The organism is Photobacterium sp. S4TG1 (assembly GCF_036040035.1).
In the GTDB taxonomy this organism is placed as follows: domain Bacteria; phylum Pseudomonadota; class Gammaproteobacteria; order Enterobacterales; family Vibrionaceae; genus Photobacterium.
Window position 1 is genome coordinate 180,797 of the sequence record NZ_JAYXUH010000004.1, and the last position, 18,445, is coordinate 199,241.

General features: G+C 38.9%; 18 protein-coding genes. 16 read left to right on the top strand and 2 right to left on the bottom strand.

Annotated features, from left to right (window positions below; translation table 11 throughout):
* Positions 1–11: 11 nt before the first annotated feature.
* The 10 genes from VXS03_RS07775 (at position 12) to VXS03_RS07820 (ending at position 11,610) form a co-directional block, all read left to right on the top strand.
* Positions 12–1,049 (top strand): FecCD family ABC transporter permease, encoded by a 1,038-nt coding sequence (locus VXS03_RS07775; protein WP_327763031.1) that lies wholly within the window; start codon positions 12–14, stop codon positions 1,047–1,049.
* Positions 1,046–1,837, top strand: coding sequence for a heme ABC transporter ATP-binding protein (locus tag VXS03_RS07780; protein ID WP_327763032.1), 792 nt, complete (start codon positions 1,046–1,048; stop codon positions 1,835–1,837). The genes VXS03_RS07775 and VXS03_RS07780 overlap by 4 nt, the downstream gene beginning before the upstream one ends.
* 379 nt (positions 1,838–2,216) lie before the next feature.
* A complete protein-coding gene (purR, locus tag VXS03_RS07785) occupies positions 2,217–3,221 on the top strand; it encodes an HTH-type transcriptional repressor PurR (RefSeq protein ID WP_327763034.1) in 1,005 nt (334 codons plus the stop codon).
* Positions 3,222–3,597: 376 nt separating this feature from the next.
* Complete coding sequence (locus VXS03_RS07790) at positions 3,598–4,185, top strand: TfoX/Sxy family DNA transformation protein (protein WP_327763036.1); 588 nt, start codon at positions 3,598–3,600, stop codon at positions 4,183–4,185.
* Between the two features lie 415 nt (positions 4,186–4,600).
* Positions 4,601–5,176, top strand: coding sequence for a carboxymuconolactone decarboxylase family protein (locus VXS03_RS07795; RefSeq protein ID WP_327763037.1), 576 nt, complete (start codon positions 4,601–4,603; stop codon positions 5,174–5,176).
* A complete protein-coding gene (locus tag VXS03_RS07800; RefSeq protein ID WP_327763038.1) occupies positions 5,166–7,316 on the top strand; it encodes an FAD-dependent oxidoreductase in 2,151 nt (716 codons plus the stop codon). Before VXS03_RS07795 ends, VXS03_RS07800 begins: the two co-directional genes overlap by 11 nt.
* 29 nt (positions 7,317–7,345) lie before the next feature.
* Positions 7,346–8,560, top strand: a complete 1,215-nt coding sequence (locus VXS03_RS07805; protein ID WP_327763137.1) for an ABC transporter substrate-binding protein — start codon at positions 7,346–7,348, stop codon at positions 8,558–8,560.
* 111 nt (positions 8,561–8,671) lie between these two features.
* Positions 8,672–10,339: an ABC transporter permease gene (locus VXS03_RS07810; protein ID WP_327763039.1), complete on the top strand. Its 1,668-nt coding sequence runs from the start codon at positions 8,672–8,674 to the stop codon at positions 10,337–10,339.
* Between the two features lie 4 nt (positions 10,340–10,343).
* The gene (locus tag VXS03_RS07815; RefSeq protein ID WP_327763040.1) at positions 10,344–10,979 is read left to right on the top strand and encodes an ATP-binding cassette domain-containing protein; all 636 of its coding nucleotides are present in this window, start codon (positions 10,344–10,346) and stop codon (positions 10,977–10,979) included.
* A gap of 22 nt (positions 10,980–11,001) precedes the next feature.
* Complete coding sequence (locus VXS03_RS07820) at positions 11,002–11,610, top strand: CDP-alcohol phosphatidyltransferase family protein (protein ID WP_327763138.1); 609 nt, start codon at positions 11,002–11,004, stop codon at positions 11,608–11,610.
* Between the two features lie 63 nt (positions 11,611–11,673).
* Here VXS03_RS07820 and punR read toward each other — a convergent pair whose 3' ends face one another.
* Complete coding sequence (gene punR / locus VXS03_RS07825; RefSeq protein WP_327763041.1) at positions 11,674–12,576, bottom strand: DNA-binding transcriptional activator PunR; 903 nt, start codon at positions 12,574–12,576, stop codon at positions 11,674–11,676.
* Between the two features lie 104 nt (positions 12,577–12,680).
* Between punR and punC the strand changes: the two genes are divergently transcribed.
* The 5 genes from punC to artM all read left to right on the top strand — a co-directional run bounded on the left by punC (position 12,681) and on the right by artM (position 17,274).
* Positions 12,681–13,886 carry a purine nucleoside transporter PunC gene (gene punC / locus VXS03_RS07830; RefSeq protein ID WP_327763042.1) on the top strand — a complete coding sequence of 402 codons (1,206 nt, stop codon included), beginning with the start codon at positions 12,681–12,683 and terminating at the stop codon, positions 13,884–13,886.
* Positions 13,887–14,371: 485 nt separating this feature from the next.
* Complete coding sequence (gene artP, locus VXS03_RS07835) at positions 14,372–15,100, top strand: arginine ABC transporter ATP-binding protein ArtP (RefSeq protein ID WP_327763043.1); 729 nt, start codon at positions 14,372–14,374, stop codon at positions 15,098–15,100.
* A 63-nt stretch (positions 15,101–15,163) separates the two neighbouring features.
* Positions 15,164–15,898, top strand: coding sequence for a lysine/arginine/ornithine ABC transporter substrate-binding protein (locus VXS03_RS07840; protein ID WP_327763044.1), 735 nt, complete (start codon positions 15,164–15,166; stop codon positions 15,896–15,898).
* A gap of 3 nt (positions 15,899–15,901) precedes the next feature.
* The gene (gene artQ, locus VXS03_RS07845) at positions 15,902–16,606 is read left to right on the top strand and encodes an arginine ABC transporter permease ArtQ (RefSeq protein WP_327763045.1); all 705 of its coding nucleotides are present in this window, start codon (positions 15,902–15,904) and stop codon (positions 16,604–16,606) included.
* The gene (artM, locus tag VXS03_RS07850; RefSeq protein ID WP_327763046.1) at positions 16,603–17,274 is read left to right on the top strand and encodes an arginine ABC transporter permease ArtM; all 672 of its coding nucleotides are present in this window, start codon (positions 16,603–16,605) and stop codon (positions 17,272–17,274) included. The genes artQ and artM overlap by 4 nt, the downstream gene beginning before the upstream one ends.
* A 101-nt stretch (positions 17,275–17,375) precedes the next feature.
* Here the strand turns inward: artM and VXS03_RS07855 are convergent, their stop codons facing one another.
* Positions 17,376–17,615: a hypothetical protein gene (locus VXS03_RS07855; RefSeq protein ID WP_327763047.1), complete on the bottom strand. Its 240-nt coding sequence runs from the start codon at positions 17,613–17,615 to the stop codon at positions 17,376–17,378.
* Positions 17,616–18,070: 455 nt separating this feature from the next.
* Here VXS03_RS07855 and VXS03_RS07860 point away from each other — a divergent pair, with 455 nt between their 5' ends.
* On the top strand, positions 18,071–18,433 hold the full coding sequence (locus VXS03_RS07860) for a c-type cytochrome (RefSeq protein WP_327763048.1): 363 nt from the start codon (positions 18,071–18,073) through the stop codon (positions 18,431–18,433).
* Positions 18,434–18,445 lie beyond the last annotated feature (12 nt).

The following is an 18,445-nucleotide window of genomic DNA, read 5'->3' on the forward strand; positions in this document are numbered from 1 at the left end:
TAAATGTCACCATGAACGTTAGTCGTATTTCACCCCATGTCATTTATTCGATTAGTCTAGGTGCATTACTCTTTGCACTATTAAGCTCTATCGCTATTGGACCGATGGATATCAGTTATAAAGACAGTTTTTTATCTTTATTACCAGGTAAGCATCAACTCGCCACCCATGTTGATTTAGTGATCCATCAAATACGCTTACCACGAACATTATTGTGTATTGCGATTGGTGCCATACTTGCGATCTGCGGAGCGGTGCTACAAGGGTTGTTTCGTAATCCTCTTGCCGATCCGGGCATTATTGGTATTTCAGGAGGTGCTGGCCTAGGTGCTGCGTTTGCGATCATTTTATTTGCCCCATTAATGGCGCAATACCCTTTATTAATGAATATTGGTGCTGTGCCCTTCTTCGCTTTTTTGGGTGGCGCGCTGAGCACATATTTGGTGTATCACCTCGGCACTGATAAAAACGGCACATCCGTGGTTGTAATGCTACTTGCAGGTGTCGCAATTGGTGCTATTTCTGGTGCTGGTTTGGGGTTACTTAACTATATTGCCGATGATCAAGCGCTACGGGATTTTTCATTATGGTCAATGGGATCACTTGCAGGTGCGACTTGGTCAGGTATCGGCCTTGCCTTTGTGAGTCTCATTGTTATCTATTATTATTGTTATCGCCAAGCTAATGCATTGAACGCCTTTTTATTAGGAGAAGCTGAAGCTCGTCATATGGGGGTTAATGTTCAACATCTAAAGCGCAGTTTGATTATTGTTTGTGCCGCAGGTGTCGGTATTACCGTTGCTATTACAGGTCCTATTGGCTTTATCGGTTTAGTAATCCCCCATTTAGGGCGCATGATTTCAGGCCCTAATCATAAAACGTTATTGCCAATCTCAGCTATTCTAGGTGCTTTAATTTTACTTGTCGCAGATATGATCGCGCGTAGTGCTTTTGCACCACAAGAACTCCCCGTGGGTATTATTACCGCTATTTTAGGCGCTCCATTCTTCATCTATTTATTAAATAAACAAAAAGGCAGAATCGCATGACGGTAACCTCTGCATACCCAACTGTCATTTCGGCACGTGATTTGCAATTAACATTAGCAGGAAAAGTATTATTAGATGACTTTAATATTGATATAAAGGCAGGTGAGATCACGGCGCTACTTGGGCCTAATGGCGCAGGTAAAAGCACATTACTTAAAATACTCTGCGGTGAAATGACACCTGAAAGTGGTCAGGTTACATTTTTTAATCGCAATATTGAAGATTGGCAACGATCTGAATTGGCGTGTCATTTAGGTATTTTACCGCAACACAGTTCGCTGTCTTTCGCCTTTACCTGTAAAGAAGTAGTTGAACTTGGCACAATGCCTCTTTGTTTGTCACGCCAAGAAATTGATGATATCACCCTTACAACCATGCGTAATACTGATGTTCTTCATCTTGCGCCACGCTTATATCCCACTTTATCAGGAGGAGAAAAGCAACGGATCCATTTTGCACGCGTGCTAACACAACTCAGTCAAGCTGATGATAAATGTATATTAATGTTAGATGAGCCAACATCTGCCTTAGATCTCGCCCACCAGCATAAAACGCTACAAATGGCACAAACCATGGCAGCAAAAGGTGCCGCGGTTATCATCGTATTACATGATCTCAACTTAGCTGCGCAATATGCCCAACGTATGGTCATCATTCAACAAGGTAAGATTCAAGCTGATGGATCACCATGGCAAGCATTACAACCTGCAATAATTAACAACGTTTACGGTTGGCAGGTTTCTGTTCATCCTCATCCTGTTCATGGTTATCCTTACCTACTATCCTAGTATTAATGTGCATCATTTTTTTAATTGGCTGTTGTAAATTTCAGTAAAATTGCTGAAATTTACGTTTTTTTGTTGATAGTTATCAAATAATTTACTCCCAGACAATTGAAAAGTTGCACTACGCGTAACACTCAGTAAAATGTGAACGCAAGCGATTACACTTGAAAAACATGCAATAATTATAAAGCCGCGAATAAATGCGGCTTTTAGTGTTAATACTATTTAAGTATGTAATAGACACATTATTGGTGCCAAATTGAATAATTAACGGGATACTTTACGCAAAAAGATGGAATTATATTCATCTCAGTAATTACTCAATTTGGTACCTCACGATTAGCTAGAAACATCTCTAGCACCCATTATTAGAAGAATAAATATGGCAACCATTAAAGATGTTGCACGTATGGCTGGTGTTTCAACGACAACAGTTTCACACGTGATCAATAAAACACGCTTTGTCGCAGAAGCAACACAGAAAAAAGTACTGGCAGCCGTTGAAGATCTCAATTACGCACCAAGTGCTGTTGCTCGCAGCCTAAAATGTAACACTACACGCACCATTGGTATGCTGGTAACTAAATCAACCAACCCTTTTTTTGCTGAAGTTGTACATGGCGTTGAAGAGTACTGCTACCGTGAAGGTTACACGCTGATTCTATGTAACACTGAAGGTAACCTTTCTAAGCAGCATGATTATTTACGCATGCTTGCCGAAAAGCGTGTGGACGGTTTATTAGTGATGTGTTCTGATCTTGATCAGAGATTACTGGATCTACTTGAGCGTCAAAAAGACCTACCAATGGTGGTAATGGATTGGGGCCCAGAAAGCCCGCATACCGATAAAATTCAGGATAATGCTGAACAAGGTGGCTACATTGCGACTAAATATTTTATCGAACATGGCCATACTCGTATTGGTTGCTTGTCTGGCCACAACGATAAATCAACATGTCGTGAACGCCTAAAAGGCTTTAATAAAGCAATGGCAGAAGCAAACTTAGCGGTTAACGAAAACTGGATTCTTGAAGGTGACTTTGAGTGTAATTCAGCCGTTGAGGCTGCTGAGAAGTATATTGCAATGACAGATCGCCCAACCGCCATTTTCTGTTTCAATGATATTATGGCAATGGCACTGATCAGTACTTTTGAACAAGCAGGGTTACGCGTTCCCAATGATATTTCAATTATTGGCTACGATAATATTGATCTTGCCCCTTACTTCGCACCGCCACTAACGACTATTCACCAACCAAAGCGTCGTTTAGGTAAAACAGCCATTAAAATTTTAATGGAGCGTATGAAGAATAAAGATCATGAACCTCAAATCTTTGAAATGACACCTGCTATTGTTGAGCGAAAGTCAGTAAAAGATTTACGCTAACATTACTTCCCCGCTTTTATGAGCCAATATTTTTATTGGCTTTTTTCTTTTATTGTTAATGATTTACGCTCAAAGCTTCTACAAAATATCGACAGACCTCAAAAACATGAGCAACCTCACAGATTCATCAGCTTTCGTTAATATTAAAACTTACCTTTTTAAAAGATCGAATATAATACTCCCTGTAGATACATATAATAGTAAGCAAAAGACTTACAAATTATAAATAATACTTTTATATTGATAATATTATTTATAAAGTAATACATGGACGATTTAGAGTAGAAAAATTCTTTCGTAAATAACTTTAGAAATAAAAGTCAATTTACGGCTACTTTAATGTTAGGTGACACTCATTTATTCACCGAGTAGAAGTATGGACAAACCAATATTAAAAGATTCATTAAAATTATTAGACCATTTAGGTAATGTTAAATCGCGTTCTATGTTTGGTGGCTTTGGTATTTTCGCAGGCGAAGCAATGTTCGCACTTGTGGTTAATAATAAACTTCACCTTAGAGCAAACGCTCAAACAGAAGAGGAATTTAAACAAGCAGGATTAGAACCGTACATTTATAAGAAACGTGGGTTTCCTGTAATAACTAAACATTACGCTATTCTTGATGAGTGGTGGGAACAACCTGAAAAAATAATAGAGCAAGCTAAATATTCTCTTGAAGCAGCACTTGCCGATAAAAAAGCAAAAGAATGTTGCGCGCCAGCTAGGATAAAAGATTTACCTAACTTACGCCTCTCAAATGAAAGAATGCTCAAAAAAGCAGGTATTCAAACTATTGATCAACTTTACGATATTGGTGCACTCAACGCCTACAAGGCATTACAAAAAACACAAGAGGCATCTTTAAGTTTAGAATTATTATGGGCACTAGAAGGTGCAATACATGGCCAACATTGGTCTGTAATACCAGAAAGTAGACGTAACGAACTACTCGCAAAACTATAATAAATATATTCGTCAACTGGCTAAGTGACGCTTAAGAATAAAGAGGCTCAGTGCCTCTTTTATTTATTTCTGCCCCCTATTTATCAATACCCAATGATATTTCTCTATAAGGCATGTACGAAGTCAACATTAAACAAATAAAACATGATTTTTTATTTATTTAAATGTCAATTCTGCATTACTTACTTAAAACGTATATTTAACGTCTGACAACGATTATTTATCATTCGTCAACGCTTCAATATCATTACTTCGTACTCGCCCTCATTACTCACCATCTATTAGCTGTTGATTGTTGTTATTTCAAGCAATTTCTCTAATAAACACATTTTTTTCCATTAAATGAAATACAATGTTAGTTCTCTCGGTCTTGCTACTTAGAGTCAATGTGATTTTCATTTGATAAGGACATATCTTGCGTATATTAACCAAAGAAACATTCTCATTATGGGTAAAACCTTTACTATGGTTACAACAGCGCCATTTTGGCAAAGTACTTAACCCTGCTAAGTTATGGGGACGCAAACCTATGCTTTTTTGGTTAGTGGCTTTATTCTTTGGTTATCTTGATCGCAAAAAATCCCCCATTGATGCAGTGATACGCTCATTGGTTTGTGTACGCGTATCTCAACTCAATAACTGTGCTTTTTGTGTCGATGCTAATGGTATGAAATTGGCGGAACGTTGCCATTCATTAGAAAAAATTAAAGCCCTTGCAAACTGGCAGTCTTCTGAGCATTTTTCAGAACAAGAACAAGCAGTATTAACTTATACCGAAGCGATGACGCTAAGTGATCAACATGTCAGTGACGATATGTTAGCTGCTCTTGCAACTTGGTATAGCAGCGATGACATCATTGAATTAACGGCACTAGTAAGCTTTCAAAATTTATCAGCTAAATTTAATACTGCGCTTGATGTTCCTGCACAAGGTTTTTGTTCATTACCTATTCAACCTCAGCCTCAACAAAGGAGCCACGATGAAAAATAATAAACTGTTATTAGTTACCGTTATATTAGCAATTATTGGGACTTGGTTTTATTTTGATCTTGGCCAATACCTAACCCTTGAAGCTGCTAAACGTGAACAGTTAACCCTGCAAAACTATATTATTGAAAACCCAATTTCGGCGTATATTGGCTTCTTTAGTTTGTACGTATTAGTTACTGCCCTTTCTATTCCCGGTGCGTCCATATTAACGTTATTAGGTGCCGCATTGTTTGGCTTCTGGGTTAGCCTAATTATGGTATCTTTTGCCAGCACAATAGGTGCAACCTTAGCATTTCTATCAAGTCGCTTTATATTACGTGATTGGGTACAAGCAAAATTTGGTAATCGCTTAGCGACATTAAATAATGGTATAGAAAAAGAAGGTGGATTTTACCTACTGAGTTTACGTTTAATTCCAGTATTTCCTTTTTTCCTTATTAATCTGTTAATGGGATTAACTATAATTAAAACCCGTACTTTTTTCTGGGTAAGCCAATTAGGTATGTTAGCGGGTACCGCTGTCTATATTAATGCTGGTACTCAACTTGGAAAAATAGAATCACTTAGCGGCATTATTTCAGCCCCAGTCTTATTATCGTTAGTCCTACTCGGTATTTTCCCATTACTAGCAAAATGGATAATGAAAACCATGGCAGTTAAAAAACAATATAAACAATGGCAAAAGCCAACTCACTTTGATCAAAATCTCGTGGTTATTGGTGCTGGTGCTGGTGGTTTAGTCAGTGCTTATATTGCGGCAGCCGTAAAAGCTGAAGTTACGCTTATTGAACGCCACAAAATGGGTGGAGACTGTTTAAATACTGGCTGTGTCCCCTCAAAAGCACTGATTCGTGCAGCGCATACCGCAGCTGATATAAATAAAGCTTCACAACTTGGTATTGACGCTCAAATTAATAATATTGATTTTTCCCAAGTGATGGCACGTATTCAAAATGTAATAAGTAAAGTTGAGCCTCATGACTCTATCGAACGTTACAGTAAACTTGGCGTAAACTGCGTGACGGGAGATGCAACCATCTTGTCACCATGGAAAGTTGAAGTTAATGGCACTCAAATAACAACGCGTAATATTGTTATTGCCACAGGTGCACGCCCATTAGTGCCCGCTATTCCGGGTTTAGAAACGGTCAATTACTTAACGTCTGATACTGTATGGCAATTAAAAGCGCTTCCAAAACGATTACTGATCCTTGGTGGTGGCCCTATCGGCTGTGAATTAGCACAAAGTTTTTGTCGCTTAGGAGCAGAAGTCACGATTGTTGAAAGATCACCTCAACTATTAAATCGTGAAGATAGCGATGCAGCACAGTTAGTTGAACAAGCACTCACACATGATGGCGTAAAGATTTTATTGAAACATAATGCTATCCAGTTTGAATCAATACTTGATGATAATGGTCAACGAATTCAACGTGCCATCGTTGAACAAAATAACCAACAAGTTAGCATCGAGTTTGATGCAGTAATGGTCGCTTTAGGCCGTGTTGCAAATGTACAAGGATTTGGTTTAGAACAACTAGGCATTACCACAACAGAGCGCGGTACTGTGGCTGTAAATCAATACCTACAAACCCACTACCCTAATATTTATGCTGTGGGTGATGTGGCAGGTCCTTATCAATTAACACACGTAGCAGCGCATCAAGCATGGTATGCCGCGGTTAATAGCTTATTTGGTGCGGTTAAAAAATTTAAAGTCGATTATTCAGTTATTCCTGCTGTAACTTACACTGCGCCTGAATTAGCCAGAGTGGGTATTAATGAAAAAGAAGCGCAAGCACAAGGGATTGATTATGAAGTCACACACTATGGATTGGATGATTTAGATCGTGCTATTGCTGATGGTTATGATGAAGGTTTTATTAAAATCTTAACGCCAAAAGGTAGCGATAAGATTCTTGGTGCCACCATTGTTGGTCACCATGGCGGTGATTTGTTAGCTGAATTTACGCTCGCAATGCGTCATAACTTAGGGCTAAATAAGATCTTAGGCACAATTCATCCTTACCCAACCATGAGTGAAGGCGCAAAATACACCGCTGGCGTATGGAAACAAGCTCATGCTCCTCAAAAACTGCTTGCTTGGGTTAAAAAATATCACCACTGGATGCGTAATTAATCATTACGCCAATAAGGATATCGACTGTGATGACAGCATTTTCTACTTTCAAAAAGCTAACGTTAACCGCAGCATTAGTTATCAGTAGTGTAACGGCACACGCCAGTGAACAGCATAAAAACGTCAATATTATGCCAACATGGCAACAAACCCTTGCTCAAGCTAAGGGTGAAACTGTCTATTTTAATGCTTGGGGTGGTAGCCAAGAGATTAATGATTATCTGTTATGGGCTAACACACAGCTGCAGCAGCGTTACGGTGTCACTTTAAAGCAAGTTAAGGTGACGGATATTGCTGAAACCACACAACGTTTATTGGCAGAGAAAACCGCAAATAAAAATAATGGTGGTAGTGTTGATATGGTATGGATCAATGGTGAGAACTTTCGTTCAATGAAGCAAAATGGCTTACTATATGGTCCTTTCACTCACCAACTTCCAAACTGGAAATATGTTGATAAGTCATTGCCAATTGACAAAGACTTTTCAGAGCCGACTCAAGGACTAGAAGCCCCTTGGGGTGTTGGTCAGCTGGTGTTTATTTATGATCCTGAAACGCTAACCAACCCACCAAAAAGCTTTAAGGCATTATTGGCTTTAGCGCAACAACACCCAGGGAAAATTAGCTACCCTAAGCCGCCGGAGTTTCATGGAACAAGCTTTTTAAAAGCAGCACTACTTGAACTGACTACCGACAAAAAAGCCTTATATCAACCATTACAGCTACCTCAAGATCAGGCGTTATTTGATCGAGTTACAGCGCCACTATGGCATTATCTTGATCAGCTCCACAAAGTAGCATGGCATCAAGGAAAGCAATTTCCCGCAGGCACAGCGGAAACAATTCAGTTATTAGATGATCAGCAATTATTATTAGCGATCACCTTTAACCCAAATGCAGCAGCTACCGCTATTGCTAATGGCAATCTAACTGACAAAGCAAAAACATATGCTTTCAATGCGGGCGCATTAACTAATATTCACTTTCTGGCGATTCCATGGAATGCGAGTGCTAAAGCTGGTGCATTAGTAGCCATCAATTTTTTATTAAGCCCAGAAGCACAAGCACACAAAGCTGACACTGAAGTCTGGGGCGATCCGACGATTTTAAACGCACAGGCATTTAAACAACTGCCGTCATCATATAATAAACCAAGCTTTACTCCCTACCCTTCTATTGCAGAACCAAACCCAACATGGCTAGCGGCAATTGAACACCAATGGCAACAAAGGTATGGCAATTAACATAATATCCCATATACAGTAACTAACTCACTGTTATATTTATTATAAATTAAGCTAACTTGCATTATGATAGCAAGTTAGCTTTCCTTATTTGCTGTTTATTTGAGCCTTATGTTAGCCATTATATTTGTTGTCACATTATTGCTATTTGCAAGTCCATTGATTATTGGCTTTCTTGGTATGCTTGCACCTGCTTTTGCATGGCTACCAGCATTGAACATGCATCGACCATCACTATTAGGTTGGCAACAACTCTTTGCTTGGCCCGATCTAGGTAACTCAATTGCTTTAACCTTATTATCAGGACTAGGTAGCACGTTACTGGCGCTATGGTGGACTTATTTGCTACTACGTCGCTATTGGCTTAGCCCAAAGTGGCACAAAATTGAACGCTTATTAGCACCATTACTTGCTTTTCCTCATATTGCTTTTGTGCTGGGTTTTGGATTGATGTTTTCGTCAACCGGTTGGATAGCACGTGTTTGGCACCATACAGGCCTAGCAGATACGTTTTATCCTGTACTTATTCATGATCGCTTTGGTTTAGGGTTACTGTTTGCGTTAGCTATTAAAGAAACACCGTTCTTACTATTAATGAGCATCAATATTTTAAAGCAGCTCGATATAAAACGTCTTTATGAAGCATCAATAAGTCTAGGCTACAATCATCAACAAACATGGCATCGCGTTATTCTGCCATTGTGGCTGCCTAAATTACGCTTGGCTATTTTTGCGGTCGCAGGTTACGGACTTGCCGTGGTTGATGTGGCGTTAATTATTGGTCCAACCCATCCAAGCACTTTTTCAATGCTAATTTGGCAATGGTTCACTGATGGCGACTTGACCCAACTTCCACGTGCAGCTGCTGGCGCATTATTATTATTTGGTATTGTCATCATTACTTTTGGATTCTTGCGTTTAGCAGAGTGGTGGCGATTATCCTACGCAACATCATGGCAATACCAGGGTGCAAATAAACAGCCACTCCGTCGTATTCCTTCATCTATTGCCGCTTTTTTTAGTTATGGTTTATTATTACTGCCATTAATGATGCTGCCTATTTTAGCGGTGTGGTCCTTTGCTTTACGGTGGCGCTTTCCTGATTTACTTCCTAGCCGTTATAGTGATCGTTTTTGGTTACAACAATTTGAGCCTCTACAACAGTTAATTAGTAATAGTATTTTCCTAGCACTGTTCAGCAGCTGTTGTGCCTTAATCATGGTCATTATGTGCCTTGAATATCGCCAAAAATACCAACGTGGAATCCCGACAGTATTGATTGCTATTCCAATGGTTGCGCCACAATTGTCGTTATTATTTGGAATGCAAACAGCTATCTCTTTTGTCTCTGGTCACTATTTTTGGCAATGGGTAATGTGGAGCCACTGGCTTTATGTTTTCCCTTATATTTACCTGACCTTAGATGGGCCATGGCGCAGTTACGACCAGCGCTTAGATCAAACAGCAAGAAGTTTAGGCTTAAATGGTTGGCAGACATGGTGGCGAGTTAAATTTCCACAGCTAAAACCTGCATTATGGTTAGCATTTGCTGTTGGCTGTAGTGTTAGCCTTGCACAATATCTACCAACGCAAATATTGGGAGCTGGCCGTGTATCAACCCTAACCACCGAGGCGGTAACACTTGCCAGTGGTCAAGATAGACGTATCAGTGCGATTTATGGATTATTACAAGGATTATTACCTTTAGTCTTTTTTACTATCGCGATGATGTTGGCAAAACGCAAAATATCACCCGCTCAAACACGAATAAAAAGGTAATCGTATGACCCTTTCTGTTTCACAATTAACTTTACGTCACCGCAATAATAATATCGTAATCGGTCCGTTAACTTTTACCGTTGAAGCGGGAAAAATAATGACACTTATGGGACCAAGCGGCAGTGGTAAGTCCACCATTCTTAGTGCGATTGCAGGTCATCTAACCTCAGACTTCACAGTCACAGGTGAAATACAGCTTAATAAACAACCAATAACCTCGTTAGCACCTAACATGCGACATATAGGTATTGTTTTTCAAGATGATTTACTGTTTCCTCACCTGAATATTTGGCAAAATCTCGCGTTTGGATTGCCACCAGAAATTAAAGGCAATCAACGTAAGCACCAAGCGTTAACCACATTAGAAGAATTAGATTTACTTCATTTACAACATCAACAAACCCATCAAATTTCAGGGGGGCAACGCGCAAGGATCAGTATGATGCGATTACTATTATCGCAACCTCAAGCGGTTTTACTTGATGAACCTTTTAGTAAATTAGATAAAACCTTACGCGCAACATTTCGTCATTTTGTGTTTGACCAAATTCAACAACGCAATATTCCAGCATTGATGGTCACTCATGACGATGATGATATTCCGGCAAATGGCGATGTCTTACATTGGCCTTGGCAATAAACATATTCAAGTAGGACACTACATGCTCGACCGTTACAGTATTACTCTTATACGCCAACCATTAACGAGGCTAGCAGCTTTACCTGATAGTTATGGTATTAGCGCCAATAAAATCACCCTCATCGGCTTTATTATTGGTTTGTTCGCATTACCAGCACTCGCTTTTGAACATTATGGGTTAGCGTTATTATTTATTGTTATTAATCGATTATTTGATGGTTTAGATGGCGCAGTTGCTCGTCGTCAAGGTATTACCGATTGTGGTGGATTTCTTGATATTACGTTAGATTTTCTTTTTTATTCTCTGGTTCCATTTGGTTTTGTGTTAGCCGATCCACAGCATAATGCCGTTGCGGGTGCTTTTCTGATTTTTTCATTTATAGGAACAGGATCAAGCTTTCTTGCATTTGCAATTATGGCAGGGAAACGCAATATAGAAAGCCCTGTATATAAACATAAGTCTCTGTATTACATTGGTGGTTTGACTGAAGGGACTGAAACTATTGCCTGTTTTATTTTGTTTTGCTTATTCCCACAACAGTTTGCCACTATTGCATGGATTTTTGGCTCACTATGTTGGATCACCACGACAACACGCATTTGGGCCGGCTATCACACTCTAAAAAATTAATATCTCTCTGCTGGATGTCAATCTCAGACATCCAGCCATATTTCTCCCAAAAATGTACTTCAATCAACGAACCCATTGACGATGGAGTTGTTCGCTATCACCTAAATAATCTAACAACCAACTTACTGCTGGGTTCATGGTTTCAGTATTCCAAGCTAAACAACAAGGGCTCACTGACGGTTTAATCGCTAACTCCTTTTCAATCAATTCACCGGTTTCAATTAATGGGATCGCCATATGGCTAGGGACAACACTGACGCCTAATCCCGCTTTTAAACACTGCATAGCACTGTACCAATTAGGCACCAGTATTCGGCGTTGGTTATCCATTAACCACGTGATCCGTTTCGGTAATGTGCGCGAGGTATCTTCTAAACAAACCGCCGGATATTGTGCTAGCTCATGCGGTTCTAATGGATGATCACACATTGCTAACGGATGCTGAGGATCAATCACAAATTTCCATGTCAGGGTGCCCATATCTCGATAATCAAAGCTGCCACCAACAGGCACCGCAGCTGTTGCACCAATTGCAATATCTGCACGTCCGTCAGCTAAGGCATCCCATACACCATTAAATACTTCCATAGTGAGATGTAATTCGACATCAGGAAAATGTTCATAAAAGTCTTTAACTAACATATTAACCCGACTTTGACGTACAACTGTGTCTAAAGCGACAGACACATTTTGAGACCAACCATTAGCAACTCGCTGCGTTTGATATTTCATTAATTGCATTTGTTTTATTATTTTGCGTGATTCTTCAACGAAATACTCCCCTGCTGGCGTTAGTTTAACCTGCCGATGCAATCGAACAAATAATTCGACAGCTAAACGCTCTTCTATCAATCTAACGGTATAACTGATGGCGCTAGGCACTTTGTGCAATTCTTCCGCTGCACCTGAAAAGCTGCCACGGCGGGCGACTACGTCTATAACTTGGAGATCATTATAAGAAAACATATCACATCAAATTTTTTGAAAGCATGGTTTAAATTTTAGCGTTTCACAGCCATTAAAACCAGTATTACACTAATAGTAATTGTAATATTGACGAAAAGTATAAAATGAAAAATCAACCTTCTAAAATTACCCTCTTCTGGTTTGCATGTTTAAGTATGCTTGGCTTCCTTGCAACTGACATGTATTTACCTTCGTTTGAAACGATCCGTGCCGACTTTGCAACAACCCAATCTCTTATCGGCCTTTCGCTCAGTGTATTTTTACTTGGTATGGCATTAGGACAAGTTATTTATGGGCCATTATCAGACCGCGTAGGGCGTATTAAAGTACTTGTTGGTGGTATGGTGTTGTTTAGCCTTGCTTCTATCGCATGTTCATTTGCGCCTAACATTGAAGTCTTCCTCGCTGCTCGTTTTGTACAAGCGCTAGGCGCATGTAGTGCAACAGTTATCTGGCAGGCAGTTGTGGTTGACCGTTATGACGGTAAAGTATCTGAGCGTGTATTTGCGACAATCATGCCATTAGTGGCACTGTCTCCTGCTTTAGCGCCATTATTAGGTGCGATGCTTGAACATCAATTAGGCTGGCGTAGTATTTTCATTGCGTTAGTTGGTTTTGGTGCTGTGCTAGCTATCATGACACTAAAAGAGCCTGAGAGCGCTAACCTTAGCCAACAGCAAGAAAAGCTAACGGTTAAACTGCGTAGTGACTATAGCCAAATTCTAAGTTCTAAGAAATTTTGGGGTAACATGTTAATTTTTGCAGCATGTTCAGCCGCTTTCTTTGCTTATTTAACTGGCTCACCTTTTGTTATGTCAGCAATGGGCTATTCAGGCACTGATATTGGCTTAAGCTACGCACCACAAACAGTTGCCTTTATTGTTGGTGGTTACGGCTGTCGTACTTTGCTGAATCATTTTGAGAGTAAGAAGCTTCTACCATGGATTTTGGCACTGTTCTTTAGCAGCGTTTTGATTATGTTTGTTATTTCAATCGCAACCAATGTTACGACTATCTGGCCAATTCTTATTCCTTTCTGCTTCCTTGCTGTTGCAAATGGTGCAATCTACCCATTAGTGATCAGTGCAGCTTTATCTGATTTCAGAAATTGCAGTGCAACAGCAGCTGGTTTACTGAACTTTATGCAAACAATGGTCTGCTTTGCAGCAAGTGGTTTCGTATCAGCCTTTGCTGGATACGGACTAATAACCGTTACTATTGCTATGTTTATCACAGGCTTTATCGCGATTATCGGTTTCATTTTGGTAACGCAAGCACGCCAGCATCAATCAGCAATAACAACGGCGTAATAGATACCGCTTCATTATTAAAAGCAGCCTTCTTTGGCTGCTTTTTTTTGCCTATTATCCACGACAACTTTCTTTGTAAATGCCTTTCATTGGCTCCTCCTATCTTCCTATCTTCCTATCTTCCTATCTTCCTATCTTCCTATCTTCCTATCAATATGTGCTATTTAAGCATAAATAAGAACAAGGTATCACCGCATCCAACAATAAATCCGCTTACATAAAACCTTACATCGCAATGACTAATTAATCATTTTATCAAAATGGCATATTCACTATTTCTAGTCACTATTATGCACTCAGTCTCTAACATTGATATAAAGTGTCTTAATTGTTAAAAGCACACATTGAAACCAAGTAATTTAACCTGTTAAATCATTAAAAATTAAACAACTACGCAACATATTATTTTTTTATACATTTTACTTGCATAAGATATCGTGATGAGTAGTATATAAATTAAGTGATGATTAATGCAGTATTAGAGCATGAGTATTCAAGTAAGTAATATCAATAAATTTTACGGCCAAAACCAGGTACTGCATGATGTCAGCTTTACTTGTAACACTGGCGAAACCCTCGTTTTATTAGGCCCAAGTGGCGCAGGAAAAAGTTCGTTATTACGCGTATTAAATCTGTTAGAAATCGCAACTGATGGCAACTTAACAATTGCCAATAATATATTTGATTTTTCAAAGCCTATTTCAGAACAAAAAGGCTTAGCGTTAAGAAAAAAAGTGGGGATGGTATTTCAGCAATATAACCTTTGGCCCCACAAAACAGTGATTGAAAATTTAATCGAAGCACCAACCAAAGTATTAGGCCTTGATAAAGCTATTGCTAAGCAACAAGCATTGAATATTTTGACGCAATTACACCTTGCAGATAAAGCAAATGCATGGCCATTACAACTTTCAGGTGGTCAACAACAACGGGTAGCGATTGCTCGTGCATTGATGATGAAACCCGATGTATTGCTGTTTGATGAACCAACTGCGGCTTTGGATCCAGAGATCACCAGTCAAATCGTTAAGATCATAAAAGATCTCAGTGGCACAGGGATAACCCAAGTTGTCGTTACTCATGAAGTTGATTTTGCAAAAAAAATTGCAAGTCACATTTTATATATGGAAGACGGACGTGTAATTGAACATGGCAGCCATGATTCTTTTATAACCCCAAAAACCACCCAATTTGCAGAATACCTTAACCATTAATAGGTCTCTTTTTAAAACTGCGTAGATAAAAAACTACGTAATCAATCCGCATGGAGTTTAGCGATGAAAAAAATGTTATTAGCGGCAATAATTGGCTTAGCATCTGGTCATGTCATGGCACAAGATCTTAAATTTGCAACAGAAGCGACTTATGCGCCATTTGAATACATGGATGCAAACAATCAAATTCAAGGTTTTGATATTGATATTGCCAAAGCCTTATGTTCAGAAATGAAAGCAACCTGTACGTTCCACAACCAAGCGTTTGATAGTCTAATTCCAGCGCTAAAATTCAAACGTTATGATGCTGCAATTTCAGCAATGGACATCACAGAGGCACGTCAACAACAAGTCAGTTTTAGTAATACCTATTATGACAATGCCGCAGCGTTTGTATCATTAAAAGATCATGTCACCGATCAAGCAGCCCTAACAGGTAAGCGTGTCGGTGTACAAAATGGTTCAACACACCAGAGCTATATCACCGATCAAATGCCTGACGTAACAGCGGTACCTTATACCAGTTACCAAGATGCATTTATTGATATGCAAAATGGCCGTATTGATTCTGTATTTGGTGATACTGCTGTTGTAGCTGAATGGTTTAAGAAAGACAACGGCGACAAACTGTCTTATGTCGGTAAGCCGGTTACCAATGCAAAATATTTCGGTAATGGTTTTGGCATTGCAGTCAATAAAAACAACCAAGCATTAGTCGAACAATTAAATAAAGCGCTGGCAGCCATTAAAGTAAATGGTCAGTACCAAGCAATCTTTGAACAGTATTTTGGTAAGTAAGTTATGATATTAACGGGATATTCACAATCCCTGCTAGAGGCTAGCTGGATGACAATCCAGCTTGCTTTTGTCAGTTTAGCGGTAGGGTTAGTTTTAGCGATGTTATTTGCAGGCGGCGAAATGTCACGTTATCGTGCTATCGCGTGGCCAACAACATTGATCGTGACTATCCTCCGTGGTCTGCCTGAACTATTAGTCGTACTTTTTATCTTTTTCGGTTCAGGCCAAATTATTTTTTATATCACTGGCGAATTTATTGAGATCAGCCCGTTTTTATCTGGTGTTATTGCGTTATCTCTTATTTTTGCTTCTTATGCCGCCCAAACAATACGGGGAGCACTAAAAGCTGTACCTAAAGGTCAACTCGAAGCTGCAACGGCACTAGGCATAAGTAAACAACGCACTTTTTTCAGCATTATTTTACCGCAAGCCGTGCGTCACGCCTTACCCGGTTTAACAAACCAATGGTTAGTATTATTAAAAGACACTGCTCTTGTTTCATTAATTGGCGTGACTGATTTATTAAAGCAAGCCCAATTAGCATCAGCAGCAACACATGAAAGCTTTACTTGGTATGCTACCGCTGCTGCAGTGTATTTAATTATTACCTTAATCACGCAACGTATTATCAAAATAATAGAAAAGAAATTCAGCGAGCAAGATGGCTCTAGTACTCAAAAACATAAAAGCCAAGGAGCAACCGCATGAATGAACAAAATTTTTGGCTGATGGTACAAGGGTTAATGACCAGCCTTGAGTTAACCGCCGCTTCTTTATTAGTGGGTTGTAGTTTGGCGTTATTAATGACGGCAAGTTTAATATTACGAACCCCGATTATTCACTGGATCAGCCGCGGCATTATCACGCTCTTTACGGGAACGCCATTATTAGTACAAATATTTTTAGTCTATTACGGCCCTGGGCAATTTGAAGTTGTACGTCAAAGCTTTGTATGGGATTGGTTAAGTCAGCCTTGGTTTTGTGCCATGTTAGCATTAGCATTAAATACCGCAGCTTATAGTACCCAGCTATTTAAAGGCGCTTTTGATGCAATACCTCAAGGTCAATGGCATGCTTGTCGCGCTCTTGGTATGAATACTAAAGCAACATTGGGGGTATTACTGCCTTTTGCTATTCGTCGTGCGGTGCCTGCTTATTCAAACGAAGTGATCTTAGTATTTAAAGGCACGTCACTTGCCAGCACTATTACAATTATGGATATTATGGGTTACGCACAACGTATTAATGCACAAACTTATGATACTTTGACCGTATTTGCTGTGGCGGGAGCATTCTATCTTGCGGTAAATGGCTTGCTGACACTATTGTTTAGAGTGTTTGAGAAAAAGGCCCTTGCTTTTGAAGCTGCACGCTAAACCTTGTTATTGCAAACAAACGATAATAACCCCTAATCCTATTAAAAAGCCGACATAATGTCGGCTTTTTAATCACTACAAATAATAATATTCATCATGATTTAATGGCTTAATTTAGCATTAATTTTTAATACCAATTGCGACTTAGTATTCGTCACCACATCAACTTTGTTTTCTTTAATATGAGAGAATTGCGCTAACAACGCACTTAACTCTTCTTTCATCAATTGTAAATGTCGTGATGTTCTGTGGCGAGTAATCTCACTGACAAGCCTTTCCTTTGCTTGTAATGCTGTTGTTACTTTCGCTGTCTTCTTTTTGGAACGGAAGAAGAAATTCATACTAAACATCCTTATTTTTATAAACAGCTCTAAAATATTAGATTATGACGCTAAATACCATTAAATAGTTTCATATTTGTTAACTCGTTATAATAATAGCTTAATTATATAACGATTAACTATATAACCAAAAATATCTCATATGAAGTTACTCACAATCATCACTTATTAACATATTAGCTTATTACTAATATTTAATGTTTATATATTAATAACAGATTGAGTTATACATATCTAAGCAACTGTTTATAAAGAAAACCAACTGTAATATTAAACCTTAAGTAAAATATATATAACTAAAATAGTTCCTTGTTATTCTTATAGTTAAGAATAACAGTCCTAAAAATCATGCGATCTCCTCTTCATAAAAGCACCTTTTACTCTATCTTTAAATAACAAGACTCGATAACGCCACCGTTAATACACGATCATAATGATAAAATAGAGTATCGACTATGACACAACATTCATTCGTTAGATTCATATTCACAATTTGCACCTTCCTTTGTTCGATAGCCGTTACAGCCACAGAATCCAATGCGGAAACACAGTATTTGCAAGGCAAAGAAAAATCAGTGGTATGTATGACGTGTCATGGTGTTGATGGCATTTCTACCATTGATACCTACCCTAATCTTCAAGGCCAAAAACAAGCGTATTTTGTCGCAGCATTGAAAGCCTATAAATTACGTCAACGTAATGACGGCTTGGCAATTCTTATGCATGCACAGGCTGACGTATTAAGTGAACAAGATATGCTAGATATTGCTTATTATTTTAATCATGTTAAATCAGAACCTATAAAAGATGATAATTAACAGACTTATACC

Bases quoted from the DNA above. Each gene is read 5' to 3' on its own strand.
- VXS03_RS07860 (WP_327763048.1), top strand. From the start codon at position 18,071: ATGACACAACATTCATTCGTTAGATTCATATTCACAATTTGCACCTTC.
- VXS03_RS07810 (WP_327763039.1), top strand. From the start codon at position 8,672: ATGTTAGCCATTATATTTGTTGTCACATTATTGCTATTTGCAAGTCCA.
- VXS03_RS07840 (WP_327763044.1), top strand. From the start codon at position 15,164: ATGAAAAAAATGTTATTAGCGGCAATAATTGGCTTAGCATCTGGTCAT.
- VXS03_RS07805 (WP_327763137.1), top strand. From the start codon at position 7,346: ATGACAGCATTTTCTACTTTCAAAAAGCTAACGTTAACCGCAGCATTA.
- VXS03_RS07775 (WP_327763031.1), top strand. From the start codon at position 12: ATGAACGTTAGTCGTATTTCACCCCATGTCATTTATTCGATTAGTCTA.
- VXS03_RS07820 (WP_327763138.1), top strand. From the start codon at position 11,002: ATGCTCGACCGTTACAGTATTACTCTTATACGCCAACCATTAACGAGG.
- VXS03_RS07800 (WP_327763038.1), top strand. From the start codon at position 5,166: ATGAAAAATAATAAACTGTTATTAGTTACCGTTATATTAGCAATTATT.
- artQ (WP_327763045.1), top strand. From the start codon at position 15,902: ATGATATTAACGGGATATTCACAATCCCTGCTAGAGGCTAGCTGGATG.
- VXS03_RS07815 (WP_327763040.1), top strand. From the start codon at position 10,344: ATGACCCTTTCTGTTTCACAATTAACTTTACGTCACCGCAATAATAAT.
- artM (WP_327763046.1), top strand. From the start codon at position 16,603: ATGAATGAACAAAATTTTTGGCTGATGGTACAAGGGTTAATGACCAGC.
- punR (WP_327763041.1), bottom strand. From the start codon at position 12,576: ATGTTTTCTTATAATGATCTCCAAGTTATAGACGTAGTCGCCCGCCGT.
- VXS03_RS07790 (WP_327763036.1), top strand. From the start codon at position 3,598: ATGGACAAACCAATATTAAAAGATTCATTAAAATTATTAGACCATTTA.
- punC (WP_327763042.1), top strand. From the start codon at position 12,681: ATGAAAAATCAACCTTCTAAAATTACCCTCTTCTGGTTTGCATGTTTA.
- artP (WP_327763043.1), top strand. From the start codon at position 14,372: ATGAGTATTCAAGTAAGTAATATCAATAAATTTTACGGCCAAAACCAG.
- VXS03_RS07780 (WP_327763032.1), top strand. From the start codon at position 1,046: ATGACGGTAACCTCTGCATACCCAACTGTCATTTCGGCACGTGATTTG.
- purR (WP_327763034.1), top strand. From the start codon at position 2,217: ATGGCAACCATTAAAGATGTTGCACGTATGGCTGGTGTTTCAACGACA.
- VXS03_RS07855 (WP_327763047.1), bottom strand. From the start codon at position 17,615: ATGAATTTCTTCTTCCGTTCCAAAAAGAAGACAGCGAAAGTAACAACA.